We start from the raw sequence: 25676 nt of genomic DNA, 5'->3' as shown, positions 1-25676 counted from the left end.
ATGTTGTGATCGGGGCGGGCAGGGCACGAAGAGGCGGAAGCGATCATGTCCATGGCGAGTCTTGCGATCACGGCCGCCGAGCCGGGCCGTCGGGAGATGACGGAAGCCGCCGGTTCACTTGCGAATTTCTTCACCGGGATCAAGCCCGATTGGCACTCGCAATGGGCCTGGGATCACTATGAGGCGACCATCCTCGGACTGGCGCATCAGTTCGGCCTGCGCCGCGTCTGCGAGATCGGCGGCGGCCGCGACCCCCTGTTCACCCAGGAGCAGGCCGCCCGCAACGGCATCGATCTCATCGTCAACGATATCGATGCCGGCGAGCTGGCGCTGACGGCGCGCGGACTCAAGACCGCACGCTTCGATATCGCCGGGGACCTGAGCGAGCCGGATGTCACGCGTGGCGGCTATGACATGATGGTGTCGCGCATGGTCTTCGAACATGTCGACGGGGTCGAGCGGGCCTGGGCCAATATCCATGAACTGCTGGCTCCCGGCGGCGTGGCGCTGGCCTTCTTCCCGACGCTCTGGGCGCCGGTCTTCGCGCTGAACCATGTCCTGCCGGAGAAGGTCTCGCACGCCATCGTCCACGCCCTGTTCCCGGCACGTCGCGACGGCGGCGGCGACCCGAAATTCCCCGCGCTCTATGATTGGTGCCGCGGCAACCCGGCCTTGCTCGAGCCGATGCTGAAGCGGGCCGGCTTCGCCGAAGCCCATGTCCAGCGCTTCTGGGGGCACGGCTATTTCGACCGGATGCCGGGTCTGAAGCAGGTCGATCACGTCTTCAACGCGCTGGCGGCGCGTGTCGGCTGGAGCTTCGTGACGACCTATGCCTATGTCGTCGTCCGCAAGGGCCGGGGCTGAGCACGCTTCGCCAGCTTCGAGACGGCGTCAACCGGGACTGAGAAGACCTGCCTCAGCCTGCGGTATGGCCGGCTTCGCCGTCTTTTGCCCAGCGTGATCTGTCCATGGCCGGACGCTGTTCGCGCGCCGTGCCCGTGGTGGAGGGGAAACGCAGCCTGCGCCCGATCGGACGTTCGACCCAGCGATAGAGCAGGGTGGATGCGACGGCTGCGACCGCGATGGCGACCGCGATGTAGATCTCCAGTGGCAGTGACCCGCCGACCAGCCTGATCCAGACCTCCCGGAGCGGGCGCAGCGCGAAGGGGTGGAACAGATAGAGGCTGTAGGAGGCATTGCCGAGCCCGGTGAGGAGCAGCGCCAGGCGCGGCGTGGCGCCGCGATAGAGCGCCGCTCCTGCGACGATCATCACGGCCGGGATGCCCCAGCGCAGCGCCGGCAGGGTCGTTTCCCCGGCGTCGAGGCCGTGGATCCTGAAGATGGCGGCGAAGCCGAGGACCACGAGCAGCGCAGCGCCCGGCCCCGGAAGGCTCACGCCTTGCCTGTGGAGCAGTGCCAGGAGGCAGCCGAACAGGAATTCGAGGATGATCTGCTGCGTCCAGAAGGCGAGCTGGACCTGCGCCGGCTGCAGCAGCATCCCCGCCAGGGCGAGGCCGCCGATGACGAGCGTCAGTGCGGCCATTCCGCGCCGCAGGGGCAGCAGCATCGCGCCGGCAAACAGCACGTAGAAGAACATTTCCAGGTTGAGCGTCCAGCCCAGCGCCATCACGGGCCTGGTCTCGTCGCCGCCGCGCAGGCTCGGGATGAAGAGATAGGAGGCGAGGATGTGCTGCCAGTCGCCGAGCGGAACGTTCAGGAGCTGGGGAGCGGCGAGGCCGCCGAGCAGCAGGACGCTGGTCAGGAGCCAGTAGAGCGGCACGATCCTGGCGATCCGCCGGGTGAGGAACACCCGCCATGCCCCCGGCCGGCCGAACAGATCGGCCGAGGTGTGGACCATGATGAAGCCGGAAATCACGAAGAAGATGTCGACGCCGATGCCCCAGCGCATGAAGGACAGGTCGATGGCGGGCAGGCCCACGCGCGCGCCGATGGCTTCCGTCTCATGGGCGGCATGGCCGAGGACGACCAGCAGCGCCGCGATCGCGCGCAGGGCCTGGATGCTCTCGATCTGGCCGGATGGCGCCGTTTCGCTGGCCAATGGCGCAGCCGCCGTCATGAGCGCCCCTCCGCGCCGCCGTCGCCCGGCCCGAGTGCCGCCAGACCCCAGATCAGGCCGAGCATCAGGTAGAGATGCCGCCAGTGGTCACTGTCGATCTGGAAGCCCTGCAGGATGGTGACGAAGAGCACCGACCAGATCGCGATGGCGTGGAGCTGGGTCGGGCCGGGCCGGAACACCACCCGCCAGCCGACATAGCAGGTCGCCACCATCAGGCTGATCCATGACAGCCCGCCGAGCCAGCCATAGGAGGCGAAGGCGTTGATATAGACGTTGTGCGGGTCGGCCTGGTTGAAGAGCCAGCGGAACTGCAGCGGCCCGAAACCGTTCGGCGCGTCCAGCAGCATCGGGATGGCGCGCAACTGGTTGCCGAAGCGCCCCGTGACGCCCTGGTCATATTCCTGGTCGAGGCTGGCGCGCGCGTCGAAGACGTTGCGGATATCCTCGAAGGACAGTGCGACCAGGAGCGCGGCCACCATGGCGACGAGCGCCGCCAGCGACATGGTGACGATCCGGCGCCGGCTGGCGGCGCTCGGAGCGGTCAGGAAGGTGAGGGCGATCATGAGCGCCGTCGAGACGACGAGCACGCCCCAGGCGCCGCGCGAGAAGGTGAAGAACAGCGCGGCGAGCGGGATGCTCAGCGTGACCAGGCCGCGCGCCATGCCGACCTGGCCGGTCAGGATGCGCTGCAGCACATAGACGATCGGCAGGGCCAGATAAGGGCCCAGCACGTTGGGGTCCTTGAACGTTCCGGCGGCGCGGCCATAGAGCGTGAAGATCGAGCCGAGCCCGGCAATGTCGAAATAGCCGAGCAGCCCCGCAAACCCTGCGACCCAGGCGGCGAACAGCCAGCCGCGGCGCAGGGTCTCCAGCCGGCCGGCCGCATCCTGGGACATGATCCCGGCGATGAAGACGCAGGTGATCATCAGATAGACCGAGACCGCGGTGAAGCGCACCGAGTCGCCGTCGCCCATCCAGGGAATGAGCGAGAGAATGCCGCCGATATTGTAGCCGAGCAGCAGGACCGCGAGCGGCAGAAGCTTCTGCGAGAACCGGATGCCGGTGAGCGCGAAGACGAACAGCGCCAGCAGGAAGACGACCTCGTAGGGCGAGGGCTCGACCAGGGCGAGGCCGCTGGCGGCGCCGAGCAGCCAGAGGGTGCCGCGCTTGATGGCGGCGTAGGAAATCGCCAGGCGCGAGGCCCGGCCTGCCTGCGGCGGGTTTCGCGCCAGCGCGCTCAATAGGCGTTCTCGTTCTTGGTCAGGAGCGAGAACGGCGTCTTCACCAGGATGTAGAGGTCGAGCAGCACTGACCAGTTCTCGATATAGTAGAGGTCGTGCTCGACGCGCCGCTGGATCTTTTCCTCGGTGTCGGTCTCGCCGCGCCAGCCGTTGATCTGGGCCCAGCCGGTGATGCCGGGCTTGACCTTGTGACGCGCAAAATAGCCGTCCACCACCTGCTCATAGGCGCGGTCGGAGGCCTTGGCATGGATGGCATGCGGCCGGGGGCCGACCAGCGACAGGTCGCCCTTGAAGACGACGTTCAGGAGCTGCGGCAATTCGTCGATCGAGGTCTTGCGGATGAAGCGGCCGACGCGCGTCACGCGCGGATCGTCCCGGGTGACCTGCTTGGCAGCGTTATGGTCGGCCATGTCGTTGCGCAGCGAGCGGAACTTCAGGACGTCGACGGTCTCGTTGTTGAAGCCGTACCGCTTCTGGCGGAAGAACACCGGCCCCGTGGTATCGAGCTTGATCGCGATCGCCGTCACCAGCATCACCGGCGAGAGCGCGATCAGGGCGAGCGTGCCGACGACCTTGTCGAACGCCCATTTGACGACGATGTCCCAGTCGGCGATCGGCCGGTCGAACACGTCGAGCACGGGCACGGCGCCGAAATAGGAATAGGAGCGCGGCCGCAACCGCAGCTTCGACAGATGAGCCGAGAGGCGGATGTCGATCGGCAGCACCCAGAGCTTGCGCAGCATGGTCAGAAGCCGCGCCTCAGCCGAGATCGGCAGGGTGAAGATGACGAGGTCGAGCTTGGTGCGGCGTGCGAATTCGACGAGGTCGTCGATCGTGCCGAGCTTGGGATAACCGGCGACGAGATCGGGCGAGCGCTCGTCGTTGCGGTCGTCGAAGACGCCGCAGATGCGCAGGCCCGTATCCTTCTGGCTTTCCAGGGCGCGGATCAGCGCTTCGCCGGCCTCGCCGCCGCCGACGATGGCCGTGCGCCGCTCCAGCCGGCCGGTGCGGGTGAGATAGCGCACGCCCGCCGTGGTGAGCACGCGCCCGGCGAGCAGGGCGCCCGCACCGGCGAAATAGAAACCGATCAGCCAGCCGCGCGAAACCTGATCGCCGATCTTCAGGAAGAAGAAGGCCGCGAGCGCGACCAGGAACAGCATCGTCCAGCCGGCGACCAGGCGCACGCCGCTGCCGACGAAATGGCGCAAAGCTCCGATCGGGTAGAGTTGCAGCGCCTGGAAGACCGCAAGCGAGCCGAGAGCCAGCGCCGCGACCGTCACCTGATAGGGCAGCGTGTATTCGACCTTGCCGGCCGCATAGAGCCAGTAGATCAGCCCGCCAGTCCCGAGCACGGCGATCAGGTCGAGCAGCCGGGCCGCGCCTTCGATCATCACGGGCGACAGCGTCGGCTTGACGGGAATGGCCGCGATGCGCTCGGCCAGCGGGTGGAAGCGCCGCGTCTGGCCCTTGTCGGACCCGCCGAACATCGCCGGCGAGGCCGAGGCGGCCGCATCCGCCTTCATCATATCGCGGACGTCGAAAGTCCCCATGACCCATACACCCTCAACTCGGAGCGTCGCGCCGGAGTGCGGCGATCCCGGTTCGGCTGTATCCGAAATTGCTCTCGGAACATTTAACCCGACCGCTTGCTGTTTCGGCGGATTCGTAAGGCTCCGGAGCGCCGCGAAGGCGCTTGCCGCATGCTCTATGGAGGGTGCCAAAACGCGATGGCGAAAAAGTGGATTTTGTCTTGGTCGGCCAGTGATTTGGCACAGGTTTAAAACGCCGGAAAAAGTTGCGATTTCCCGCAAGTGATTGTTATTGCAAGTGATCGTGTGTTGACAGAATAGAGCGGCGTAGGCATATTGGCTGTCGATGAGTGTCTGAGAAGCATATAACGCTCAAGAAGAGCGCCGCGCCCCGACAGGTGTTTTTCCTATGGCGTCGGTTGCTGGAGTTAAGCTCCGGCTCAGTCTTCTTTTCGGATCTGTCGATTTAAAACTCTAACGATTGCTTGGCTGTCCCTGCGTCGCACCCGTGACGTTCAGCGCCGGCTTCGCCCGTGTGCAACATGTCTTTTCATTGGTTGGTTCTGCTCGCGGCGATCGCCGTCGAGATCGTCGCGACGGCCGCGTTGAAGTCGGCTGTCTCCACCTCATGGCTCGTCGGCACGCTGCCGCTGATCCTGATCGGCTTCTCCTTCATCCTGCTCAGCATCGCGTTGCGGGTCATTCCGATGGCGGTCGCCTATGCCGTCTGGGAAGGGCTCGGCATCGTCGGCATCGCGCTGATCGGCCATGTGCTCTTCGGCGAGCATCTGACGGCTGCCCGCGCGGCCGGCCTGGCCGCGATCCTGGCCGGCATTCTCCTCATCGAGAACGGAGTGGGGCACGAACGCAGCGAGGGTGACGGGAGGCTCGTGTGACCGCCTCCTTCACGCAGGCTGCGCCTTTCCTCTGGCTGCTGCTGGCCGTCACGCTCGAAATCGGCGGCACCTATCTGCTCAAGCTCTCGGACGGCATGATCCGTCGCACGATGGGCGCCGGCGGTATCGTGCTCGTCATGGGCGCCTTCGCGGCGCTCGCCCAGGCGATCAGGGGCATGGACCTGTCGGTCGCCTATGCGGTCTGGGGCGGGGCGGGTCTGGTGATCACCGCGATCATCGGCGCGCTGGTCTTCGGCCAGCGCATCAGGCCGGTGGGCTGGCTCGGCATCCTGCTGGTGGTCTGCGGCGTCGTCGCGCTCAAGCTGGTCTGAAGCAAGGCTTCAGGCGATGCCGCGCGTCTCCAGCGCATCGCGATAGGCGGCGATGACGCCGTCGATCATGTCGTCCAGGCGGAAGTTCTGGTGGACATGGCCGGCGAGGTCGGCCGCCTGGGCTAGGCGTTCGGCTTCCGGCGTATCAAGCATCGCCCGGATCGCCCCGGCAAGGATCGTCGGGTCGTTGGCCTGGATCAATCGCTGGCGATGATTGGGGCCGTAGATCTCGCCGATACCGCCGACATCGGTCGAGATCAGCGGCTGGGCAGCCGCGGCTGCTTCCAGGATGACATAGGGCAGGGATTCGGCCCGCGACGGGATCACCATGGCGCGGGCGCGGGCCAGGGCCTTGCGGATGGGTGCCGGCGGCTCAAAGACGCACTGGTCGGCGACGCCGCGTTCGCGCGTCATCTGCCGCAATTCGTCTTCGTCCGGCCCCGAGCCGATGATGAGGATCCGCGGCGTCAGCCCGTCGCGGCGGCGCAGCAGCGCCAGCGCGTCGATCAGCGTGTCGACGCCCTTGGCCGAGCGCAGTTCACCCAGATAGAGCAGGTCGAATTCCGCGGCGCCATGATCGATCGGCTCGAATTCCGCGTCGGAGACGCCGTTGAGCACCACCCGATGGTCCGTGCGCGGCACATGGCCGACATGGGCCTCGAAGCGCCCGGCGATGAAGCGGCTCTCGAACAGGAACATGTCGGTAGCGCCCTCGAGCAGGCGCTCGACGCTCATATAGACTTTATGCTCCACGCTGCCGGGCTTGTAGTTGAAGCTGCCGCCATGGGGCGTGTAGGCGGTGACATAGCGCCGGCCGGGCGAGAACAGGGCAGGGATGCGGCCATAGACCCCGCCTTTCGAGCCGTGGCAATGCACGACATCCGGCGCGAGGCGCCGCCGCAGCGACATCTCTGACAGCTGCGCCTTGAGGTCGGTGGCGCTCGGATAGCGCGACATCGGCACCCGCGTCACGCCCAGCGTCAACTGCCCGGCGAGCTCGCGAAAGACTTCGTCGGCTCGTGCCCCGCCGGTGCTGGAATCGCAGAAGATGCCGACATCGTGCCCGCGCTCGACCTGGCCGCGGGCGACGTCGAGGACGTGCCGGAACAGCCCGCCAAGCGGTGCCCGAAAGACATGCAGGATTTTCAAGCGGCGGGAAGCCGGGCTGTCCGTCATGGGGCGAGGCGCGATCTCAGAACCAGCGTTCCTTGATGACGATGGTGTCGCCGGGCTGGACCGGATAGGTGATCGGCACGGTCGCGGTCACGGTCTGTCCCTCGATCTGGCGCGTCACCTCGGCAGAGGAGCGCAGGCCTCGCGGCGTGAAGCCACCGGCAATGGCAACGGCCGTCTGCACGGTCATGCCGTTCACATAGGGGAACTGGCCGGACGTGGTGACCTCGCCGAGCACGAAGAACGGCCGGTAGGTATCGACCTCGACCGAAACCTTGGGCTCGCGCAGATAGCCGCCGCGCAGCTTGGCCTCGACCGCCTGGGCGAGCTGCTGCGTCGTGCGCCCCTGCGCCTCGACCGAGCCGATCAGCGGCATGGCGATGCGCCCGGCGCCGTCGACCGCATAGATATTGGAGAGATTGTCCTGCCCGAAGACGATGATGCGCAGCCGGTCGCCACTGGCGAGCCGATAAGGCCCCGCCGGTTCGGCGAGCGCATAGTCCGACGCCGGATAGCGGGGCGCGCAAGCGCCCGCCATCATGGCGGCGGCCAAGGCGAGAGAGGCGAGACGTCGACTCATCACTGGCTTACCCGTGCAGAACTCGCCCGATCTTTAGGCCCGGTATGGTTAACAAAGGCTTCCCGTGGGCCGTTTTGGGTGCCGGGGCGGCGGAAGGATGGTTCAAGCGCCGCCGTCCGGCCGTCGAGATCAAGGCCCAGAATGTCGTGCTCGGCGGACTGGCGACAGCCGTCAATAAGCTCGATGGCCAAGTCGAACGCCTGCACCGAAAACGGCAAGTCTTGAGGTGAAAAGCCTCCAGATAGATACCCGGTGCCGCCAGTGATCATGATTAACAAATTGAGATTGTTAGCAGTTCATTAGGCTTACTGAGGGTTCAATGTCGCCCGCGTCCCTTCCAGGGGGCGAGAGTTTTGCGTCGATAGGTGGGCCCATGACCGCTCAAGCTGGCATTGATGCGCGCGGCGCCGGAGAAGGCCGGGGCGACATGCTCGATCTCTCCGCCCTCTGGGCGGCGATCAAGCGCCGCAAGTTCTGGATCATTGCGCCGACGCTCGCCGCGCTCGGCCTGTCCTTTGTCGCGGTGAACGTGGTGACACCGCGTTATACCGGCGAAGCGAAGCTGCTGCTGGAGAGTCGCGGCGGCTTCTTTACGCTATCGGGCCAGGCGCCGGCCGATAGCAGCCAGTTCGATTCCGAGGCCGTGCAGAGCCAGGTCCAGGTCATCATGTCCCGCGACTTGGCGCGCGAGGCGATCAAGCGGATCGGGCTGGTCGGCAACGGCGAATTCGATTCGGGCGTCGGTGCGTTGAGCGCCCTGCGCAAGCTCGCCGTGATGATCGGGCTCGGCGGCCATCCGGCCGACCGCTCTCCCGAGGAGCGCGTCCTCGAGAAATATTATGACCGTTTGCTGGTCTACCCCGTCGGCCGTTCGCGCATCGTCTCCGTCGAGTTCACCTCGCGCGATGCGGCGCTCGCCGCCAAGGGCGCCAACACCATCGCCGAGACCTATCTCGAGTTCCAGGAAGTGGCGAAGCAGGAGAACGCCCGCAACGCCTCGAACTGGCTCTCGACCACGATCGAGCCCCTGCGCAAGCGCGTCGCCGAAGCCGAGGCCAAGGTCGAGGATTACCGCTCGAAGAACGGCCTGTTCTCCGGGCCCAACAACACGACCATCTCGTCCCAGCAGCTCACCGACCTGTCGGCGCAGCTCTCCAGCGCTCGCAGCCAGCAGGCGGAGTCGCAGGCCAAGGCGGGGTTGATCCGCGACGCCATCAAGCAGGGGCGCACGTTCGAGATCCCGGATGTCGCCAATAACGACCTCGTCCGCCGGCTGATCGAGCAGCGCGTCAACCTGCGCGCCCAGATCGCGGCGGAATCACGCAGCCTCCTGCCGGAGCATCCGCGGATCAAGGAGCTCAACGCCCAGCTTCTCGATCTCGAAGGCCAGCTCCGCGCCGCTGCCGAGCGCACCGTGCGCACGCTGGAGAACGAGGCCAAGATCGCCGGCCAGCGCGTCGAGAGCTTCCAGGCCGCGCTCGACGGGCAGAAGAAGAACGTCTCCAGCGCCAATGACAGCGAGGTGCAGCTGCGCGCGCTGGAGCGCGAGGCCCGCACGCTGCGCGAACAGCTCGAGCAGTACATGCAGCGCTACCGCGAGGCCGTCGCGCGCGACACGATGAATGCGACGCCGGCCGATGCGCGCATCATCTCGCGCGCGGTGGAGCCGACCGAACCTTCCTTCCCGAAGAAGGTGCCGGTGGTGCTGGTCGCGACGCTCGCGACCTTCCTGATCGCGCTTGCGACGATCGTGACCCGCGAATTGCTCAACGGCCAGGGCAGGTCTCTGCCGGACGCTCCGCGCGGACCGCGCTGGGTGTCCGCCGGCTCCTCGGAAGATGAGATGGAGACGCCTGACCCGGTGCCGGGTACGCCGCGCCATGCGCGTGTCGCCGGTCTGCTCACGCATGCCGGAAAGCTCGGTCAGAGCCGGCTCGACCTCGACCGGCCCGAGCTGACCTTGGCGGAGATCGCCGAGCGGACCCACGAGCCGGCGCGCGGCATGGCGCCGCTGGCGCTGGTCCTGGATGGCGCGGGCGACGGGGCCGCCAGGCCGCGCGATCTCGCCGAACTGCTCGCCCAGCGCTGCCGCTGCGTGCTCGTCGACCTGTCCTCGGATCACGGGGGCGGGGAGGCCGGCTTCTCGGAGCTGCTTGCCGGTGAGGCCCTGTTCTCCGACATCATCACCCGGGCGTCGGGTTCGCGGCTGCATCGCATCGGCGCCGGCCGCGCCGGCCGCGCTGCGGTTCTGGCGGCGCCCGATCTGGTCGACGTCGCGCTCGATGCGCTTTGCGAGACCTATGACTGGGTGCTGGTCGCCGCCGCCTCCAACGACGACGGCACGGTGCTGGCGCCGGTCGCCCGCCGGGCGCAGGCCGGGCTCGTCATGAGCGGGCAGGTCGGCAACGGCCATGCCCTCGAGACGGCCTACCGCCTGAGCGAACTGACCGAAGCGCCGGTCACGCTGATCCTCGACGCCGAGGGCGGCGTGCCCATGCCCCCGGTTTCGCGCACGGAAATGCCCGTCGGCGCCTGAGGAGCAGGGCGGCCCTACTCCTCCTCGGAGCGCCTGCTCCTGAGCCAGCCCGATGCGCGCTGGGCGAGCTTCAGCGCCATCGGCGAGCGCTTGATCCGCCGTTTCAAGTCGCGCTTCGTCCGGGCGATCCGGGCGAAGACGCGGCCCTTGAAGGTCAGGGGCAGGAAGCTGTCGACGAGATCGTCATGGTCGTCGCAGAAGGTGGTCTTGTAGCGGGCCTCGCCGACGCCGAGATCGAAGACCGCGACACCCTCGCGGGCTTTCAGGCGGATCAGTTCGGCCAGCAGCAACTCCCCCGGGCTGGTCTTGACGGTTTCGCTGGCCATGTCGAACGAGGTCGCCATGCCGGAGAAGCGTTCGCCCTGGATCGTGCCGACATAGGTCGCCACCGAGCGGCCGGCCAGGTCGAGGGAATAGAGTTCGATCGACGGGCGAGGGCTGCCGCATGCTATCGCCGCGCGCTCCAGGAAGGCGCGCATCGCCGGCTCGGCGAAGGGGTCGGGCACGCCCATGCTGCGGAAGCGCTCGGCCTTCTGTGACAGGAAGGCGTCGATGATGCGCGTGATCTCTTCGGGCGCTGCCGCTCGTACCAGCGTCGATGGCCCGAAATCCTTGAAGCGGCTGTGCTTGTTCTTGAGCTTCTTGCGGGCATGGCTGCTCATCGAGCGCCTGAGCGTCGCGTCCCCGTCCCCGGCGATCAGGGCGAGCTTGTAGGCGCGGCTCGGGCTCGGACCGGCGGCGAGTTGCGCCGCGGGATTGGTGACGCCCTGCCAGGTGACAGGCTGGTTGACGAAGGCCAGCGCATCGAGCCCGCCGATCGCGCTGCCGATCTCCGTCAGCATCCGTGCGGTCAGCGCCACATCGAGCTGTGCGGCGAAACCCGGAGCGTAGAGCCCCATATGGTAGTTCGCGTGCTTGCCGCCGATGAACTCGGCGAAGCGGAAGCCACTGCGCCCGGTGACGACAAGCGGCAGCAGCGCGCAGAGCGTCCCGGCGGCGTCATGCACCAGGGCGTAGCGGAAGGTCATGTCATGCGCCGCCCCGATCGTCTCGGCGAAATGCCTGACCCAGTCATAGCTCTGATAGGGCGTCACCAGCGCCGTCGCTTCGAAGGCGCGCCATGTGTCCGCCAGCGCGGCGACATCTGTCTCGATCGCGATCGAGGCCCAGGGGCGCGTTGCGGGGCGGCTGGCGGTGATCGCGTCCGGCGGGGCCGGCGTTGGTGCGGCGATGGTGGGCATGCGTCCTTCGCCCGTGCGAGCAGAACAGATGTAAGCGTCCTTAACCCGTCATTGTGAACGGATCGGCCACACTCGCCCGGCCCGGCCGCGTGATCGCGCGATAGCGTTAAAGCATTGTCGAGAGAAGTGGATACCGGTTCGCGTGAAGACAATGCGACAGATCAAGGACGGGTGGTTGCAAAGGGACGGTTGCAGTTGGCGGCGATGAACGGGCGTCACAAGGCCATTGCGGCCGCATTCCGGGTGATGGCGGCGACGGGCGCCGATCGCTGGAGCCGCGGTGTCGCGCAAGGGCAGGGCGTGATCCTGACCCTGCATCATGTCCGGGCGGCGCAGACGCGTGGCTTCGCGCCGAACGCCCTGCTCGACATCACCCCCGGCTTCCTCGACCGAGCGCTACGCCTGATCCGGGCCGAGGGCTACGACATCGTCTCGCTGCAGGAGGCGCTGGCGCGCCTGCGCAATCCGAAGCCCGGCCGCTTTTTCGTCGCGCTGACCTTCGACGACGGCTATCGCGACAATGTCGAGGAGGCCTGGCCAGTCCTGGCCGGGCACGAGGCGCCCTGGACGCTGTTCGTGACGCCGGGCTTTGCCGACCGTACCGCGCGGCTCTGGTGGCTGGAGCTGGAGGAGGCGATCCGCGCTTTGCCGCGGCTCGATCTTGCCTTGCCGGATGGCCGTTTCACCGCCCGGACCGAGACCGATGCCGAGAAGAACCGCGCCTTTGCGAAGCTCTACTGGCGTCTGCGCCGTGGCCCGGAAGCGATTCTGCTCTCAGTGATTTCCGATCTTGCGGCCGAGGCCGGCATCGACCCCGTCGCTCTCGTCGAGCGCGAGTGCCTGCCTTGGGATACGCTGCGGGCCTTGTCCGGCGCACCGGGCGTGACCATCGGCGCCCATACCCTGACGCACCCGATGCTGGCGAAGCACGACGCGGATGTCGCGCGCCGCGAGATCGTGGGGAGCAAGGAGCGGTTAGAGGCGGAACTGGGCATCCCGATCCGCCATTTCGCCTATCCGGTCGGCGATCCCGGCTCGGCCGGGCCGCGCGATTTCGCGCTTGCCGCTGAGGCGGGCTTCGAGAGCGCGGTGACGACGCGGCCGGGTCATCTCCTCCCCGAGCACGCCGCCCATCTCCATGCCCTGCCGCGGGTCTCGCTCAACGGCCTTCACCAGAACGAGGCAGCGCTGCGGGCGCTGCTGTCGGGGCTGCCGTTCTGGTTGCGGAACAAGGGGCGGAAACTGGACGTCGCCTGATAACGATCAAGCCTCGTCTTTCCTCTCCATCCACTTGATCAGCGGCAGCAGCGGCAGGACCCAGGCGAGGCCGAGCACGATATAGGCGATGGTCTGCACCGGCTTCGACGCCTCGGTGATCCGCCCCTGCGCCAGCGCCATCGCCACGAGCGCATAGACGCAGACGAAGACGAGGATCAGCACGGTCCCGAGCAGCTTGCGGTTGCGTTGTTTCATCGGGCTCTCCACGGGGCAGACCTGGCTGCTGCGGCAATGCGGGCGTTGTCGCGCCGGAGCGACGGGTCTATGTCACCGGCAGCCGCGCTTGTGAAGCGATGCACGCCTGAATATCCCTGCCTGCGACCGAAAGCCCGCCCGTGACACTCGCCCTCGACCAGACACGCGCCGACGCCAGGGCCGACCATGCCGGCACCCGCCGCTGGCTCTGGATCGTGGCCGGCCTCGTCTTCCTGATGGTCGTGGTCGGCGGCGCGACGCGGCTCACCGGCTCCGGCCTCTCGATCACCGAATGGAAGCCGATCACCGGGGCGATGCCGCCGCTTTCCGCCGATGCCTGGGCCGAGGAATTCGGCAAGTACCGCGCGAGCCCGCAATATCAGCTCCTCAACGAGGGCATGAGCCTCGGCCAGTTCCAGTTCATCTACTGGTGGGAATGGGGCCACCGCCAGCTCGGCCGCTTCATCGGACTGATCTATCTCGCCGGCTTCCTCGTCGTCGCCTTGCGCCGCGCTCTGCCGGCCCGGCAGATCGCGACGCTGTTCGGCATGGGCCTGCTGCTCGGCCTGCAGGGCACGATCGGCTGGATCATGGTCGCGTCGGGTCTCCAGCCCGGGATGGTCGCGGTCGCACCGGTCAAGCTGACGCTGCATCTGACTTTCGCCGGCCTGTTCTTCGCCTCGGTCGTCGCCTTCGCGACGACATTGACGCCGCTGCGCCGGATCGAACCGGTGCGAGGCAGGGGAGCTGCATGGCTGCTGCTGCTCCTGCTCTTTGTGCAGATCGCGCTCGGCGGGCTCGTCGCCGGCTCCAAGGCGGGCTTCACCTTCAACACCTGGCCGCTGATGGATGGCGCGCTGGTGCCGCCCGGCTCGCAGCTCTTCGCCCGGACGCCGTTCTGGGAGAACTTCGTCGACAATGTCGCGCTGGTGCAGTTCAACCACCGCATCGGCGCCTACATCCTTTTCGCCATCGCGTTGTGGAATGTGCTGAGATTGCGCCGGGCGGCGCCGGGATCGGGCAGCGCCAAGCGTTCGGCCGCCATCGCCGGGCTCGTGCTGGCGCAATCGGCGCTCGGCGTCGTCACGCTGTTGCTGGTGGTGCCGCTCTGGGCCGGGCTCGCCCATCAGGCGCTCGGCTTCGCCGTGCTGGCGATGGGCGTGGTCCACCTCACCCGCACTGAGCAGGCGGCGCGGGGTTAAAGAGCGTCATGCTCGGGCTTGACCCGAGCACCTCCCAAAGAAAAAGGCGCCGTTGCCGACGCCTGCTTTGTCATGAGATTCTCGGGTCAAGCCCGAGAATGACGCACTCGCTTAGGCCAGCGCCTGATCCAGATCCGCAATCAGGTCCTCGACATCCTCGAGGCCGATCGAGAGGCGCACCACCTGCGGCCCCGCGCCCGACGCGGTCTTCTGCTCGTCCGTGAGCTGGCGATGCGTCGTCGAGGCCGGGTGGATCACCAGCGAGCGCGTGTCGCCGATATTGGCGAGATGCGAGAACAGCTTGAGATTCGAGACCAGCTTGACGCCGGCGTCGTAGCCGCCCTTGAGGCCGAAGGTGAAGACCGCGCCGGCGCCCTTCGGCGTATAGCGCTTGGCCAATGCCTCGTATTTATCGCCGGCCAGGCCGGGATAGCTGACCCACTCGACCGCCGGATGCTTCTGGAGGTGCTCGGCGACCTTCTGTGTGCTCTCGCAATGGCGTTGCATGCGCAGCGGCAAGGTCTCGATGCCGGTCAGCAGCATGAAGGCGTTGAAGGGCGAGAGCGCGGGGCCGAGATCTCGCAGGCCGAGCACGCGGGTCGCGATGGCGAAGGCGAAATTGCCGAAGGTCTCGCCCAGCACCATGCCGTTATATTCCGGCCGCGGCTTGGAGAGCATCGGGTAGCGGTCGTCGCCGACCCAGTTGAATGAGCCGCCGTCGACGATCAGGCCGCCGATCGAGTTGCCATGGCCGCCGAGGAACTTGGTCGCCGAATGCACGACGATGTCGGCGCCGTGCTCGAAGGGGCGCAGCAGATAGGGCGAGGCCATCGTGTTGTCGACGATGAGCGGGATGTTGTGCTTCTTCGCGATCGCGCTGATCGCGGCGATATCGACGATGACGCCGCCGGGATTGGCGATGGATTCGATGAAGATCGCCTTGGTCTTCGGCGTCACGGCGGCGGCGAAGCCTTCGAGGTCGTCAGGATCGGCCCAGATCACGTTCCAGCCGAAGTTCTTGTAGGAATGGTTGAACTGGTTGATCGAGCCGCCATAGAGCTTGCGCGACGCGACGAATTCGTCGCCCGGCTGCAGCAGCGCGTGGAAGCACAGGAACTCGGCCGCATGGCCCGAGGCGACGGCGAGCGCCGCCGTGCCGCCCTCCAGCGCCGCGACGCGCTCTTCCAGCACCGCGTTCGTCGGGTTGCCGAGGCGGGTGTAGATATTGCCGAAGGCCTGCAGTCCGAACAGCGAGGCGGCATGGTCGACATCGTCGAAGACGAAGGAGGTTGTCTGATAGATCGGCGTGGCGCGTGCGCCGGTCGCTGCGTCGGGAGCCGCTCCGGCATGGATGGCGAGTGTGTGGAACCCCGGTGCGCGGTCGGTCATGGCTGCTCCCTATGGTCTGACGTCGAAAACGGATCGTTCGATTTAACGAACGGCTCGCGAGGCGTCAATTCGGAGCAGGCGGCGGGGTCAGGTGCCCGGCCGGTGGATCGTCAGCTTCTGGAAGCCCTTGCCGGCGAGCACCGGCTTCTTCGACGACAGGATGCGCGAATTGATGCCCTGCCAGCCGATCTCGCCGGAAAGACGGCCGTATTCGATCTTGGGACAACGGTTCATGATCACGGTGACGCCCTTCGCCTCGGCCCGCGCCGCGGCGTCGTCGTTGCGCACCGAAAGCTGCATCCAGATCACCTTGGGCAGCGGATCGAGCGCCAGCGCCTCGTCGGTGATCGGGCCGGCGGCTTGCGAATTGCGGAAGATCTCGACCATGTCGAGCGGGCCGGGGATGTCCTTGAGCGAGGCATAGACCGTCTTGCCGAGGATCGTCTGGCCGGCGAGACCGGGATTGACCGGGATCATGTCATAGCCGCGGTCGAGCAGGTATTTCGTCACGATCCAGCTCGGCCGCGCCTCGTTGGCAGAGGCGCCGACCAGCGCGATCCGCTTCACGGATTTCAGGATGTCGCGGATCAGGCTGTCGGGATAGGCGTCGTGGGTCATGGGGGACACTCTGCGTCATTCTCGGGCGGAGCGAAGCACAGACCCGAGAATCTCTTCGATAGGGGTTTCTGGTTTACGAGATGCCCGGGTCAAGCCCCGGCGTGACGGCCTTCACCCCTCCCACACCGGCGCGCGCTTTTCGACGAAGGCGCCGATGCCCTCCTCGGCGTCCCGCGCCAGCATGTTCTCGACCATCACGGCTGAGGCGTGGTCGTAAGCTGTCTTCTGTCCCATCTCGCGCTGCTCGTAGAAGGCGCGCTTGCCGATCTTGACGGTCGCCGGCGATTTCGAGGCGATGATCGCAGCAAGCCGCCGCGCCTCCGCCAGTGCGTCGCCGGCCGGTACGACGCGATTGATCAGCCCCATCCGGGCCGCTTCGTCCGCCGGCACCATCTCGCCGAGCAGGAGCATTTCCAGCGCATGCTTGGCCGAGAGGTTGCGCGAGAGCGCGACCATCGGCGTCGAACAGAACAACCCGATATGGACGCCCGGCGTGCAGAAGCGGGCGCCTTCGCCTGCCACCGCGAGGTCGCAACTCGCGACGAGCTGGCAACCTGCGGCCGTCGCCGTGCCCTCGACGGCTGCGATCACCGGCTGGGGCAGGGCGGTGATCTGCTGCATCATGGCCGAGCAGCGCCCGAGGACATCCGTGAAATAGGCCCGGCCCCGATCGGGGTCGGCGCGATGGGCGGTCATCTCCTTGAGGTCGTGCCCGGCGCTGAATACTGGTCCGGCCGCCGTGAGGATCAGGACCTTGACCGATCGATCGGTGGCGATGGCGGCAAAGGTCTCGCTCAGCGCCGCCAGCATCGCCTCGCTCAGCGGGTTGCGCGCTTGCGGGCGGTTCAGCGTCAGCGTCGCGATGCCGCCGGCGTCCTGGCGCAGCAGGACGGGCGCGGCCTCCGGCTGATGATGGGCGTTCATGGCGCTTCCTTTCCGCATTTCCGCCTATTGTCGGAGCCGGCCCGCCATGCTGCAAGGGGAGAAGTCCCGCCCCAGCCTTCGGTTTTCCGCATGACGACCCGCATGAGCGCCTCCGAGATCGATGCCTATCTCGACGAGGTCTTCCCGCAGCTTCATTATGGCGGGCGCACCTATTTCATCGAGGCGGTCGGGCCGATGACGGCCCGGATGCGCTGCGACTATCATGAGAAGCATCTGCGCCCGGGCGGCACGATCTCGGGCCCGACCATGATGGCACTGGCCGATCTCGCGCTCTATGCGGCGATCCTCGCCCAGATCGGGCCGGTCGGCCTCGCGGTGACGACGAGCCTCAATTTCAACTTCCTGCGCAAGCCCGGCCAGACGGCGCTGATCGGCGAAGCCAAGCTGCTCAAGCTCGGCAAGCGGCTCGCAGTGGGCGAGGTCGGTCTCTATTCGCAAGGCGAGGTGGAGATGGTCTGCCACGCGACCGGGACTTATTCGATCCCGGCAGAACGTTGAGCCGCATCCGGTCCGAACCGCCGTGCAAAAGAATATACGGTATCCTGATACCGTTTTTCTCAGTCAGTTGAAAAATAGACGTTTTCCGCTTTTGAGTGTCGATCGTAACGCTTGACAGCCGGCTTCCTTGCCCCTATCCCGACGCCACACCGCCGCCGGGCTCTCCGGCGGCTTGTCCTTTTTTAACGCAACCGAAGGGTGCCGCGATGAAGACCGTCTCGCTCAAGCCCGCCGATGTCGAAAAGAAGTGGGTTGTGATCGACGCCTCCGGGCTCGTCGTCGGCCGTCTCGCCTCCGTTGTGGCGATGCGTCTGCGCGGCAAGCACAAGGCCGCCTACACCCCCCATGTCGACTGCGGCGACAATGTCATCGTGATCAACGCCGAGAAGGTCTCCCTGACCGGCCGCAAGCGCGAGCAGAAGAACTACTATCACCACACGGGCTTCCCGGGTGGCATCAAGGAGCGTTCGGCCAAGTTCATCCTGGAAGGCCGCTTCCCTGAGCGTATCCTCGAGAAGGCCGTCGAGCGCATGCTGCCGCGCGGGCCGCTCTTCCGCCAGATCCTTGGCAACCTGCGCGTCTACAAGGGCGCGGAGCATCCGCATGCTGCTCAGTCGCCGGAGGCGCTCGACGTCGCCGCGCTCAACAGCAAGAACAAGAGGGTCTGACGATGGCCGAGGTTCTTCAGTCTCTCTCCCAGCTCGGCGAAGTCGCCAAGCCCGAGCAGCCCGCCGCTCCCGTCCACGTCAAGAAGGTCGATGCGCAGGGCCGCGCCTATGCCACCGGCAAGCGCAAGAACGCCATCGCTCGCGTCTGGATCAAGCCCGGCTCGGGCAAGGTCACCGTCAACGGCCGCGACCAGGAGGTCTACTTCGCCCGCCCGGTGCTGCGCCTCGTGCTCAAGCAGCCGCTGCAGCTCGTCGACCGCGTGACCCAGTACGACGTCGTCGTCTCGGTCAAGGGCGGCGGCCTCTCCGGCCAGGCCGGCGCGGTGCGCCACGGCATCTCCAAGGCGCTGACCTTCTACGAGCCGGAGCTTCGCGGCCCACTCAAGAAGGAAGGCTTCCTGACCCGCGACTCGCGTGTCGTCGAGCGTAAGAAGTTCGGCAAGGCCAAGGCCCGCCGCAGCTTCCAGTTCTCGAAGCGCTGATCGTTTCCGGATCATCCGGTATGCGGAAGGGCGGCTCGCAAGAGCCGCCCTTTTCGTATTGGCTGGCACTGTCGCGCCCGATCAGCAGGAGCCTGCCATGAGCCGTCCCGTTCTTCTCGTCACCGGCGGCAGCCGCGGCATCGGCGCCGCGATCTGCATCATGGCCGCCGGGTGCGGCTACGACGTCGCGGTGAACTACCAGAGCAACGCCAAGGCCGCGGCCGAAGTCGTCGCGGCCTGCGAGGCGGCAGGCGCGAAGGCTGTGGCGCTGCAGGGCGACATGGCTGATGTCACCGACATCATCCGCATCTTTGCCGAGGCGAAGGCGGCGCTCGGCCCGCTGACCCATATCGTCAACAATGCAGGCATCACCGGCAAATCCGGCCCGCTGGCCGAGGCGGATACCGCGGTCATCCGCGAATGCATCGACGTCAACGTCACCGGGGCGATCCTTGTCGCGCGGGAGGCGGCCCGCGCGCTGATGGCGAACGAGGGCGTGCAGGGCAGGGCGATCGTGAACATCTCCTCCGTTGCGGCCGAGCTGGGCTCGCCCGGCGAATATGTCTGGTACGCTGCCTCGAAGGGAGCCGTGGATTCCCTGACCATCGGCCTCGCCAAGGAACTCGCGCCGCACGGTGTCCGCGTGAACGCGGTGGCACCCGGCATCACCGAGACCGAGATCCACGCGCTGTCCACCGGCGAGGCTGGTCGCGTCGCCCGGATCGCGCCGCTGATTCCGCTGAAGCGCGCTGCGACCGCCGAAGAGATCGCCGAGGCGGTGCTGTTCCTGCTCTCGGAGGCATCGAGCTACACGACCGGCATCATTCTCAAGGTCGCCGGCGGGCGCTAGCTTCAGCGGCGGGCTCGCGCAATCTCCGCCTCTGATGTAGCAAATGCCCATGCGCGTCCTTCTTGTCCTGATCGCCTTCGGCATGATCGCGGTGCCGGCCCTGCTGATGCTGGCGCGTGAGGAACTCCCGCGCGCGCAGCGCATCGGCCGGGCGCTGCTCGTCTTCCTGGCTCCGGCGATAGCGCTCGGCCTGATCCACGGCGTGCCGGACCTCGATGGCCGGGCGCTCAACAATCCCAATGCCTGGACGATGCTGCGGCTCGTCCTGACCGCGCTCGCCCTGATCCTGCCCTGGTGCCTCTATGTCTGGCTGACCGCGCGCCGCTGATCGTTCGAGGCGCCCACGGTCGAAGCGACCGGCATGTCGAAACGATGCGCGAAAGCATTGAATCGCTTTGCGAGGAAAGACCGGGAAGCGATTCCCGCGCTTCAACTTTCGTGCCCGACAAGTCCGTCGTCATTGCTTCGCTGCGCTTGCAGTGACGGGACCGGAGCGCAAGCTCCGATTGACAGCTCGCTCAAGCGCGAACATATACGAGGCCATGATGACGAGCTCCACCCGACGTCGCCCCTGCCAGGCCGCCCCGGCGCGCCCGCGATGACGTTCGGCTGAAGCCCGAATGCCCGCGACCGCGCCCGAGGCGCGGTTTTTTTATGCCCGAAGCCCATCCATTGCTGTGTCTGCCCAGCCACCGGGGGTCCCGATGAGCCAGAACCTGAAAACCATCTTCATCGACGGCGAAGCCGGCACCACTGGGCTCGGCATCCGCGAACGTCTGGCCGCGGTGCCGGAGGTCGCGGTCAAGAGCATCGACCCCGACAAGCGCAAGGACCCCGCCGCGCGCAAGGACATGATGGCGAGCGTCGATCTCGTCGTGCTCTGCCTGCCGGACGAGGCTGCGAAGGAATCGGTCGCGCTGGCTGATCAGCTTGGCTCCGATGCGCCCAAGATCGTCGATGCCGCGACCGCGCATCGCGTCGCTCCGGGCTGGGTCTACGGCTTCGCCGAGCTCGAACCCGGCCATGCCGGGAAGATCGCCAAAGCCGACCGCGTCGCCAATCCCGGCTGCTATCCGACCGGCGCCATCGCGCTCTTGCGCCCGCTCGTCGATGCCGGGCTGATGGCGCAGGACCATCCGGTCACGGTCAATGCCGTCTCCGGCTATTCCGGCGGCGGCAAGTCGATGATCGAGGATTTCGAGACCGGCGTCGCTCCGGCCTTCGAGCTTTACGGCCTCGGCCTGCGCCACAAGCACCTACCTGAATTGCAGGCCTATGCCCGCCTGACCCGGCGGCCGATCTTCGTGCCTTCCGTCGGTAATTTCCGGCAGGGCATGCTGGTCTCGGTGCCGCTGCATCTCGACGCGCTTCCCGGACGGCCCGGCGTCGCCGATCTCCACCACGCCCTGGCCGAGCGCTATGCTGGCTCGACCTATGTCAGCGTCGTCCCGCAGGACGGCAAGGGCGGCAAGATCGAGCCGGAAGCGCTGAACGACACCAACAAGCTGGAGCTCACTGTGTTCGGGCAGGACGATCTCGGCCAGGCGGTGCTGGTCGCGCGGCTCGACAATCTCGGCAAGGGCGCGTCGGGTGCGGCGGCGCAGAACATCCGCCTGATGCTCGGCCTGCCGGAGGGCTGAGCCGCAGCCTGTGGCTTTCACCTAAAAATGCATCTGATCTCCATCATTTGAAGGAGACATTTGCGCGCGGAGCGTTAGATTGTTGGTCCCGCGAGAGGGACGGACGTGGCAGGCAGTGAGTTCGAGAATGCGTTGATCGACGGCATCTACGAAGCCGCGATCGTGCCTGAGAGTTGGCCCGCCGTGCTCCGCGACACGGCCCGGATCGCCAGCTGCCGCGAGGCGCTGCTCGGAACGGTTCTGCATGACGACGTGCGTCTGCTCGCCTCGTCACCCGAGTTCAGCAACGACTACGAGGAAGTCCTGCGCCGCATCCCGTTTGCGGTCAACGAGCGGGCGCAGCGCCTGCTCGCGCATGGGCGCCACGGCTTCATCACCGACGAGGATGTTTTCAGCCGCGACGAGCTCGCGCGCGAGCCGGTTTATCAGGACTTCCTGATCCCGGCCGGATACGGCTCCGGGGTCGCGACGGTGATTGCGGCTCCGACCGGCGACACCACGATCGTCCATTGCGAGCGGAATTTTGCCGAAGGCACCGTCGATGGGCAGGCCATCGCCGCGCTGGATCGCTTGCGCCCGCATTTCGCCCGGGCCGGGCTGCTTGGGCGCCGGCTGGCGATGGAGCGCGCGCGCGCCGCCTCGCAGGCGCTGGAGCTGATGGGGCTTCCGGCGGCGGTTCTCGGTCTGCGTGGCCATGTGCTCGATGCTAACGCCCTGTTCCAGGACCTGATTCCAGGGGTGTTCCTCGATCGTGCGGCGCGCCTTTCCCTCGCCTACGGCCCGGCCGACGACATGCTCGCGACGGTGATCGCGGGCTTCTCGCGCGCGGACCTGCCCCAGCCCGTCCGTTCCCTGCCGATTCCGGCCTGGCGCGGTACGAATCCGATGGTCGTGCATGTCGCGCCCGTGCGAGGCCGCGCACGCGACATCTTCTCCTTTGCGGGTGCCATCATCGTCGCCACGCCGGTTGCAGCGGGGGCGGGGCCTGATGCCGGCCTGATCGCCGGCTTGTTCGATCTGACTCCGGCCGAGGCGCGGCTGGCAGCGGCCATCGCCGCCGGGCACCCGCCGCGGGCTGCGGCCGTGCGTCTCGGCGTGACCGAGGCTACGGCACGCACGACGCTAAAACGCATCCTCGCCAAGACAGGCACGCGCCGGCAGGCCGATCTGGTCGGCCTGTTGAAGAGCGCGGCCGGGCCGCGCTGAGGTCGTTGCGAGCAGATCGGGAAATCCGTTCGCTGCCATCGGGGAAGTCAATGGATCGGCCGGAATAAGCCGATTTTTCCGCCGGATATTACACCCAGCAAGCAACAAGCCCCCCATTTGGGGGTGGAAAATCGGTTCTGTGCAGCCATGGTGGGGCGGCTCGACAAGGCCGCAAGGCTTGGAGGCGGGCACAGCTTGCACTGCCGAAGCCGGGTCAAGCAGCTTCGGCAGTGCCTTTTCGCGCTGCCCGCATGCCGGCGCTTCCCGCTGACATGAAAAGGGGCGCCGTAGCGCCCCTCCTGGATCAGCCCTTGTAGGGCACGAAGTTCTGCTTCTGCTCGCCGAGCCCCTCAATGCCGAGGGTGACGACTTCGCCGCCCTTGAGGAAGCGCGGCGGCTTGAAGCCGAGGCCGACGCCGGGAGGCGTGCCGGTGGTGATGACGTCACCCGGATCGAGGCGCATGAACTGGCTGATATAATGGACCAGATAGGCCGCGCCGAAGATCATCGTCTTGGTCGAGCCGTTCTGCACGCGCTCGCCATCGACCTTGAGCCACATGCCGAGATTCTGGATGTCCTTGACCTCGTCGGTGGTGACGAGCCACGGGCCGAGCGGCCCGAAGGTCGGGCAGCCCTTGCCCTTGGCCCACTGGCCGCCGCGCTCCTGCTGGAAGGCGCGCTCCGAGACGTCGTTGCAGACGCAGAAGCCGGCGATCGCGGCCATCGCGTCCTTCTCCTCGATATAGGAGCCGCCATCGCCGATCACGATGGCGAGTTCGACTTCCCAGTCGGTCTTCTGCGAGCCCTTCGGGATGATCACGTCGTCATTGGGCCCGACGATGCAGTTCGGGGCCTTGTTGAACAGGATCGGCTCCTTCGGGATCTCGGCGCCCGTCTCCGCCGCATGGTCGGCGAAGTTCAGGCCGACGGCGATGAAGTTGCGGACATCCGCGACGCAGGCGCCGATGCGCGGCGAGCCTGAGACCAGGGGCAGCGATTCCGGCGAGAGCGCCTTGATCTTGGCGAGCGAGGCCGCGGTCAGCGCCTTGCCGGCGAGGTCTGGAATGACGCCGGACAGGTCGCGCAACCCGCCCTTGGCATCGAGAAGGGCCGGTTTCTCCTGGCCGGGTGCGCCGTAGCGGAGCAGTTTCAAGGTGTTTCCCCCGTTTTCAAACGATCTAAATGGGTCGGGGATTCTGATCGGATGCCGGCCCGAAACACAAGCCCGTCACCGCGCATAGCGTATCCGCGGCGCGCAGGCGGGTGGGTTGTTGCCGGAATGCCACGACTCTTTGCAAAGCGAAGTTTCCGACGAAGGACTCAGCCGAGGGCAGGGCGGCCGCGAACACTCAAAATTGGCAATAGTTCTCATATAAACTATATCTTTCTGAACGATCTCGGTGAGGCTTGTTCAGAAAAGGTCATTTTTGGATCGTTTTTGAAGATCGTGGGTCCGAATGAGGGTGTCGCACGGCGAATCCGTGGCACGTGAAGCAGGATTGCGGCCGCAAACGGCTCAGGTCATGCTTCGAATCAAGCGAGGTGTCTGGCCTCGAAAAACCTTGGAACCGGGATGGATTCGATGAAGGGCCTTGTTCGTACAGCCGCTGCCGCCTCGGTTTCGCTCGCTGCTCTCCTCGCGGCCGGAGCCGCCTCGGCGAGTTCCTTCGCCATCCGCAGCGGCCAGGGCGCCGAAGGTCTCGGCATGGCCTATGCCGGCTCGGCCTCGGGCGGCATCGGCATGAGCGCGATGGCCTGGAACCCCGCGACCATCACCATGTTCCCCGGCCGCACCAGCAACTGGAACTACACCTATCTCAACGCCAATGGCGACTATGAGCCGACGAGGCCCTCGCGGATCGGCGGTCCGGCCGCGCCGGCGCCGCTGAACCCGATCCAGTTCGGCACCGGCAATCTCGGTGGCGACGGCGCGATGATCCCTGCCTCGGCCAGCGCCTGGCAGCTCACCGACCGGCTCTGGGTCGGCATGACCACGGGCGCCCCCTATGGCCTGCGTTCCAAGCCTGAAAACCAGGTTCACGCCGCCCAGGTTTACGGCCGTTCGGCCAAGGTCACGACCATCAACGTCTCGCCGACCGTCGGCTACAAGGTCAACGACTGGCTCTCGGTCGGCGCCGCCCTGCAGGTCCAGTACCTGAGCGCCAAGCTGAAGCAGGCCGGTGGCCTCGGGCCCGCGGCCTCCCCGGTCATCCTCGAAGGCGACACGATCGATTTCGGCTATCGCCTCGGCGTGACGCTGACCCCGTTCGAGGGAACCAATATCGGCGTGGCCTATCGTTCTGCGATCCGCCAGACGCTCGAAGGGTCGCTGGCCACGCCGACGCCCATCCTCGCCCGCTTCCCGGTGAAGGCCAACCTGAACCTGCCCGACTCGGTCGTCGTCGGCGTTTCGCAGGTCATCAACGACCAGTGGCAGGTCCATGCCGGGGTCGAGTGGACGAACTGGAGCCGCTTCCGCAACATCCCGATCGTCAACGAGCTCAACGGTCGTCCGCAGACCAGCCTGAATTTCCAGTATGACGACGCCTGGTTCTTCAGCGGCGGCGTCGAGTACAAGTACAGCAAGGACCTGACGCTGCGCGCCGGCATCGGATACGAGATGTCCGCGGTCAACGACCGCAACCGCACCATCTATATCTCCGATAATGATCGTCTCTGGCTCAGCGCAGGCGCGAGCTATCAGATCACCGACCGGATCAAGCTGGATCTCGGCTACACCTATATCGACGTGAAGAAGGCGTCGGTGAATTACAATCCGGGGCACCCGCAATGGAACCCGGCCGTGCCGGTCTACTACGCCGCCGAAGCCAAGCCCTACGTCCATATCGCCTCGGTTGGCATCACCTATCGCTGGGACGATCCGAAGCAGAACATCCCGGTGCAGCCGGTGGTCCGCAAATACTGAGCGGGACCGTTTCCGCGACAAGAGCCGGCCTTCGGGCCGGCTTTTTTGTTGTTGGCGTTCCCAGTGGCCGTCATGCTCGGGCTCGACCCGAGCATCTCGTGACGCGAAGGCTCCGGAAGAACCAGACCTTCCTGTCATTCTCGGGTCTGCGCTACGCTCCGCCCGAGAATGACA

26 protein-coding genes are annotated in these 25676 nt (G+C 66.6%); 14 read left to right on the top strand and 12 right to left on the bottom strand.

Going from position 1 to position 25676, the window contains the following annotated elements; translation table 11 throughout:
* Positions 1-45 precede the first annotated feature (45 nt).
* Positions 46-864, top strand: a complete 819-nt coding sequence (locus AC1RLU_RS08350) for a class I SAM-dependent methyltransferase (RefSeq protein ID WP_492794942.1) — start codon at positions 46-48, stop codon at positions 862-864.
* 52 nt (positions 865-916) lie between these two features.
* Here AC1RLU_RS08350 and AC1RLU_RS08345 read toward each other — a convergent pair whose 3' ends face one another.
* The 3 genes from AC1RLU_RS08345 to AC1RLU_RS08335 are packed head-to-tail and all read right to left on the bottom strand — an operon-like array spanning position 917 to position 4868.
* Positions 917-2077 carry an acyltransferase family protein gene (locus tag AC1RLU_RS08345; protein ID WP_492794940.1) on the bottom strand — a complete coding sequence of 387 codons (1161 nt, stop codon included), beginning with the start codon at positions 2075-2077 and terminating at the stop codon, positions 917-919.
* A complete protein-coding gene (locus tag AC1RLU_RS08340) occupies positions 2074-3318 on the bottom strand; it encodes an O-antigen ligase family protein (RefSeq protein WP_492794939.1) in 1245 nt (414 codons plus the stop codon). Before AC1RLU_RS08340 ends, AC1RLU_RS08345 begins: the two co-directional genes overlap by 4 nt.
* Positions 3315-4868, bottom strand: coding sequence for an undecaprenyl-phosphate glucose phosphotransferase (locus AC1RLU_RS08335; protein ID WP_492794938.1), 1554 nt, complete (start codon positions 4866-4868; stop codon positions 3315-3317). Before AC1RLU_RS08335 ends, AC1RLU_RS08340 begins: the two co-directional genes overlap by 4 nt.
* Before the next feature lie 521 nt (positions 4869-5389).
* Between AC1RLU_RS08335 and AC1RLU_RS08330 the strand changes: the two genes are divergently transcribed.
* Together AC1RLU_RS08330 and AC1RLU_RS08325 are read left to right on the top strand one after the other, a co-directional pair.
* Complete coding sequence (locus AC1RLU_RS08330) at positions 5390-5743, top strand: DMT family transporter (RefSeq protein ID WP_082617017.1); 354 nt, start codon at positions 5390-5392, stop codon at positions 5741-5743.
* Positions 5740-6075 (top strand): SMR family transporter, encoded by a 336-nt coding sequence (locus tag AC1RLU_RS08325; RefSeq protein WP_492794937.1) that lies wholly within the window; start codon positions 5740-5742, stop codon positions 6073-6075. The genes AC1RLU_RS08330 and AC1RLU_RS08325 overlap by 4 nt, the downstream gene beginning before the upstream one ends.
* A gap of 9 nt (positions 6076-6084) precedes the next feature.
* Here the strand turns inward: AC1RLU_RS08325 and AC1RLU_RS08320 are convergent, their stop codons facing one another.
* From AC1RLU_RS08320 to AC1RLU_RS08310, 3 genes are read right to left on the bottom strand one after another with little or no spacing between them, the layout of a single operon-like run.
* Positions 6085-7251 (bottom strand): glycosyltransferase family 4 protein, encoded by a 1167-nt coding sequence (locus AC1RLU_RS08320; protein ID WP_492794936.1) that lies wholly within the window; start codon positions 7249-7251, stop codon positions 6085-6087.
* Between the two features lie 16 nt (positions 7252-7267).
* On the bottom strand, positions 7268-7828 hold the full coding sequence (locus AC1RLU_RS08315; protein ID WP_492794935.1) for a polysaccharide biosynthesis/export family protein: 561 nt from the start codon (positions 7826-7828) through the stop codon (positions 7268-7270).
* On the bottom strand, positions 7828-8097 hold the full coding sequence (locus AC1RLU_RS08310) for a hypothetical protein (protein ID WP_492794934.1): 270 nt from the start codon (positions 8095-8097) through the stop codon (positions 7828-7830). The genes AC1RLU_RS08315 and AC1RLU_RS08310 overlap by 1 nt, the downstream gene beginning before the upstream one ends.
* Positions 8098-8201: 104 nt before the next feature.
* Between AC1RLU_RS08310 and AC1RLU_RS08305 the strand changes: the two genes are divergently transcribed.
* Entirely contained in the window at positions 8202-10364 is a 2163-nt protein-coding gene (locus tag AC1RLU_RS08305) for a GumC family protein (RefSeq protein WP_492794933.1), read from the top strand.
* 14 nt (positions 10365-10378) lie between these two features.
* Here the strand turns inward: AC1RLU_RS08305 and AC1RLU_RS08300 are convergent, their stop codons facing one another.
* Complete coding sequence (locus AC1RLU_RS08300) at positions 10379-11605, bottom strand: GNAT family N-acetyltransferase (RefSeq protein ID WP_492794932.1); 1227 nt, start codon at positions 11603-11605, stop codon at positions 10379-10381.
* 195 nt (positions 11606-11800) lie between these two features.
* Here AC1RLU_RS08300 and AC1RLU_RS08295 point away from each other — a divergent pair, with 195 nt between their 5' ends.
* Positions 11801-12862: a polysaccharide deacetylase family protein gene (locus AC1RLU_RS08295; RefSeq protein ID WP_492794931.1), complete on the top strand. Its 1062-nt coding sequence runs from the start codon at positions 11801-11803 to the stop codon at positions 12860-12862.
* A 6-nt stretch (positions 12863-12868) separates the two neighbouring features.
* Here the strand turns inward: AC1RLU_RS08295 and AC1RLU_RS08290 are convergent, their stop codons facing one another.
* Complete coding sequence (locus AC1RLU_RS08290) at positions 12869-13078, bottom strand: DUF2842 domain-containing protein (RefSeq protein ID WP_061963975.1); 210 nt, start codon at positions 13076-13078, stop codon at positions 12869-12871.
* Positions 13079-13194: 116 nt separating this feature from the next.
* Between AC1RLU_RS08290 and AC1RLU_RS08285 the strand changes: the two genes are divergently transcribed.
* Positions 13195-14280, top strand: a complete 1086-nt coding sequence (locus tag AC1RLU_RS08285; RefSeq protein ID WP_492795245.1) for a COX15/CtaA family protein — start codon at positions 13195-13197, stop codon at positions 14278-14280.
* 111 nt (positions 14281-14391) lie between these two features.
* Here the strand turns inward: AC1RLU_RS08285 and AC1RLU_RS08280 are convergent, their stop codons facing one another.
* The 3 genes from AC1RLU_RS08280 to AC1RLU_RS08270 all read right to left on the bottom strand — a co-directional run bounded on the left by AC1RLU_RS08280 (position 14392) and on the right by AC1RLU_RS08270 (position 17211).
* Positions 14392-15669, bottom strand: a complete 1278-nt coding sequence (locus tag AC1RLU_RS08280) for an O-acetylhomoserine aminocarboxypropyltransferase (protein WP_061963973.1) — start codon at positions 15667-15669, stop codon at positions 14392-14394.
* Between the two features lie 87 nt (positions 15670-15756).
* Positions 15757-16287, bottom strand: coding sequence for a CoA-binding protein (locus AC1RLU_RS08275; protein WP_492794930.1), 531 nt, complete (start codon positions 16285-16287; stop codon positions 15757-15759).
* A gap of 111 nt (positions 16288-16398) precedes the next feature.
* Positions 16399-17211: an enoyl-CoA hydratase gene (locus tag AC1RLU_RS08270; protein WP_492794929.1), complete on the bottom strand. Its 813-nt coding sequence runs from the start codon at positions 17209-17211 to the stop codon at positions 16399-16401.
* Between the two features lie 90 nt (positions 17212-17301).
* On the opposite strand from AC1RLU_RS08270, the gene AC1RLU_RS08265 reads away from it, so the two are divergent.
* From AC1RLU_RS08265 to AC1RLU_RS08235, 7 genes are all read left to right on the top strand, one after another.
* Positions 17302-17730: a PaaI family thioesterase gene (locus tag AC1RLU_RS08265; RefSeq protein WP_492794928.1), complete on the top strand. Its 429-nt coding sequence runs from the start codon at positions 17302-17304 to the stop codon at positions 17728-17730.
* Positions 17731-17936: 206 nt separating this feature from the next.
* Positions 17937-18398 carry a 50S ribosomal protein L13 gene (gene rplM / locus AC1RLU_RS08260; RefSeq protein WP_061963961.1) on the top strand — a complete coding sequence of 154 codons (462 nt, stop codon included), beginning with the start codon at positions 17937-17939 and terminating at the stop codon, positions 18396-18398.
* A 2-nt stretch (positions 18399-18400) separates the two neighbouring features.
* Positions 18401-18880 carry a 30S ribosomal protein S9 gene (gene rpsI / locus AC1RLU_RS08255; RefSeq protein WP_061963959.1) on the top strand — a complete coding sequence of 160 codons (480 nt, stop codon included), beginning with the start codon at positions 18401-18403 and terminating at the stop codon, positions 18878-18880.
* A gap of 97 nt (positions 18881-18977) precedes the next feature.
* Positions 18978-19730, top strand: coding sequence for an SDR family oxidoreductase (locus AC1RLU_RS08250; protein ID WP_492794927.1), 753 nt, complete (start codon positions 18978-18980; stop codon positions 19728-19730).
* A gap of 49 nt (positions 19731-19779) precedes the next feature.
* The gene (locus AC1RLU_RS08245) at positions 19780-20058 is read left to right on the top strand and encodes a hypothetical protein (RefSeq protein WP_492794926.1); all 279 of its coding nucleotides are present in this window, start codon (positions 19780-19782) and stop codon (positions 20056-20058) included.
* A gap of 376 nt (positions 20059-20434) precedes the next feature.
* On the top strand, positions 20435-21370 hold the full coding sequence (gene argC, locus AC1RLU_RS08240; RefSeq protein WP_492794925.1) for an N-acetyl-gamma-glutamyl-phosphate reductase: 936 nt from the start codon (positions 20435-20437) through the stop codon (positions 21368-21370).
* Positions 21371-21475: 105 nt separating this feature from the next.
* Positions 21476-22576, top strand: a complete 1101-nt coding sequence (locus AC1RLU_RS08235; RefSeq protein WP_492794924.1) for a helix-turn-helix transcriptional regulator — start codon at positions 21476-21478, stop codon at positions 22574-22576.
* A gap of 304 nt (positions 22577-22880) precedes the next feature.
* Here AC1RLU_RS08235 and AC1RLU_RS08230 read toward each other — a convergent pair whose 3' ends face one another.
* Positions 22881-23729, bottom strand: coding sequence for a fumarylacetoacetate hydrolase family protein (locus tag AC1RLU_RS08230; protein ID WP_492794923.1), 849 nt, complete (start codon positions 23727-23729; stop codon positions 22881-22883).
* A 429-nt stretch (positions 23730-24158) separates the two neighbouring features.
* On the opposite strand from AC1RLU_RS08230, the gene AC1RLU_RS08225 reads away from it, so the two are divergent.
* Complete coding sequence (locus AC1RLU_RS08225) at positions 24159-25502, top strand: OmpP1/FadL family transporter (RefSeq protein WP_170843269.1); 1344 nt, start codon at positions 24159-24161, stop codon at positions 25500-25502.
* The last annotated feature ends 174 nt before the right edge of the window (positions 25503-25676 follow it).

The organism is Allobosea sp. GW822-FHT05A11, from assembly GCF_058800455.1.
Note: the sequence above shows the minus strand (reverse complement) of the source record. Positions and strands in the feature narration are given on the sequence as shown.

Bases quoted from the DNA above. Each gene is read 5' to 3' on its own strand.
- AC1RLU_RS08300 (WP_492794932.1), bottom strand. From the start codon at position 11,605: ATGCCCACCATCGCCGCACCAACGCCGGCCCCGCCGGACGCGATCACC.
- AC1RLU_RS08250 (WP_492794927.1), top strand. From the start codon at position 18,978: ATGAGCCGTCCCGTTCTTCTCGTCACCGGCGGCAGCCGCGGCATCGGC.
- AC1RLU_RS08345 (WP_492794940.1), bottom strand. From the start codon at position 2,077: ATGACGGCGGCTGCGCCATTGGCCAGCGAAACGGCGCCATCCGGCCAG.
- AC1RLU_RS08320 (WP_492794936.1), bottom strand. From the start codon at position 7,251: ATGACGGACAGCCCGGCTTCCCGCCGCTTGAAAATCCTGCATGTCTTT.
- AC1RLU_RS08330 (WP_082617017.1), top strand. From the start codon at position 5,390: ATGTCTTTTCATTGGTTGGTTCTGCTCGCGGCGATCGCCGTCGAGATC.
- rplM (WP_061963961.1), top strand. From the start codon at position 17,937: ATGAAGACCGTCTCGCTCAAGCCCGCCGATGTCGAAAAGAAGTGGGTT.
- AC1RLU_RS08305 (WP_492794933.1), top strand. From the start codon at position 8,202: ATGACCGCTCAAGCTGGCATTGATGCGCGCGGCGCCGGAGAAGGCCGG.
- AC1RLU_RS08350 (WP_492794942.1), top strand. From the start codon at position 46: ATGTCCATGGCGAGTCTTGCGATCACGGCCGCCGAGCCGGGCCGTCGG.
- AC1RLU_RS08225 (WP_170843269.1), top strand. From the start codon at position 24,159: ATGAAGGGCCTTGTTCGTACAGCCGCTGCCGCCTCGGTTTCGCTCGCT.
- rpsI (WP_061963959.1), top strand. From the start codon at position 18,401: ATGGCCGAGGTTCTTCAGTCTCTCTCCCAGCTCGGCGAAGTCGCCAAG.
- AC1RLU_RS08335 (WP_492794938.1), bottom strand. From the start codon at position 4,868: ATGGGGACTTTCGACGTCCGCGATATGATGAAGGCGGATGCGGCCGCC.
- AC1RLU_RS08275 (WP_492794930.1), bottom strand. From the start codon at position 16,287: ATGACCCACGACGCCTATCCCGACAGCCTGATCCGCGACATCCTGAAA.
- AC1RLU_RS08265 (WP_492794928.1), top strand. From the start codon at position 17,302: ATGACGACCCGCATGAGCGCCTCCGAGATCGATGCCTATCTCGACGAG.
- AC1RLU_RS08315 (WP_492794935.1), bottom strand. From the start codon at position 7,828: ATGAGTCGACGTCTCGCCTCTCTCGCCTTGGCCGCCGCCATGATGGCG.
- AC1RLU_RS08310 (WP_492794934.1), bottom strand. From the start codon at position 8,097: ATGATCACTGGCGGCACCGGGTATCTATCTGGAGGCTTTTCACCTCAA.
- AC1RLU_RS08290 (WP_061963975.1), bottom strand. From the start codon at position 13,078: ATGAAACAACGCAACCGCAAGCTGCTCGGGACCGTGCTGATCCTCGTC.
- AC1RLU_RS08270 (WP_492794929.1), bottom strand. From the start codon at position 17,211: ATGAACGCCCATCATCAGCCGGAGGCCGCGCCCGTCCTGCTGCGCCAG.
- AC1RLU_RS08245 (WP_492794926.1), top strand. From the start codon at position 19,780: ATGCGCGTCCTTCTTGTCCTGATCGCCTTCGGCATGATCGCGGTGCCG.
- argC (WP_492794925.1), top strand. From the start codon at position 20,435: ATGAGCCAGAACCTGAAAACCATCTTCATCGACGGCGAAGCCGGCACC.
- AC1RLU_RS08280 (WP_061963973.1), bottom strand. From the start codon at position 15,669: ATGACCGACCGCGCACCGGGGTTCCACACACTCGCCATCCATGCCGGA.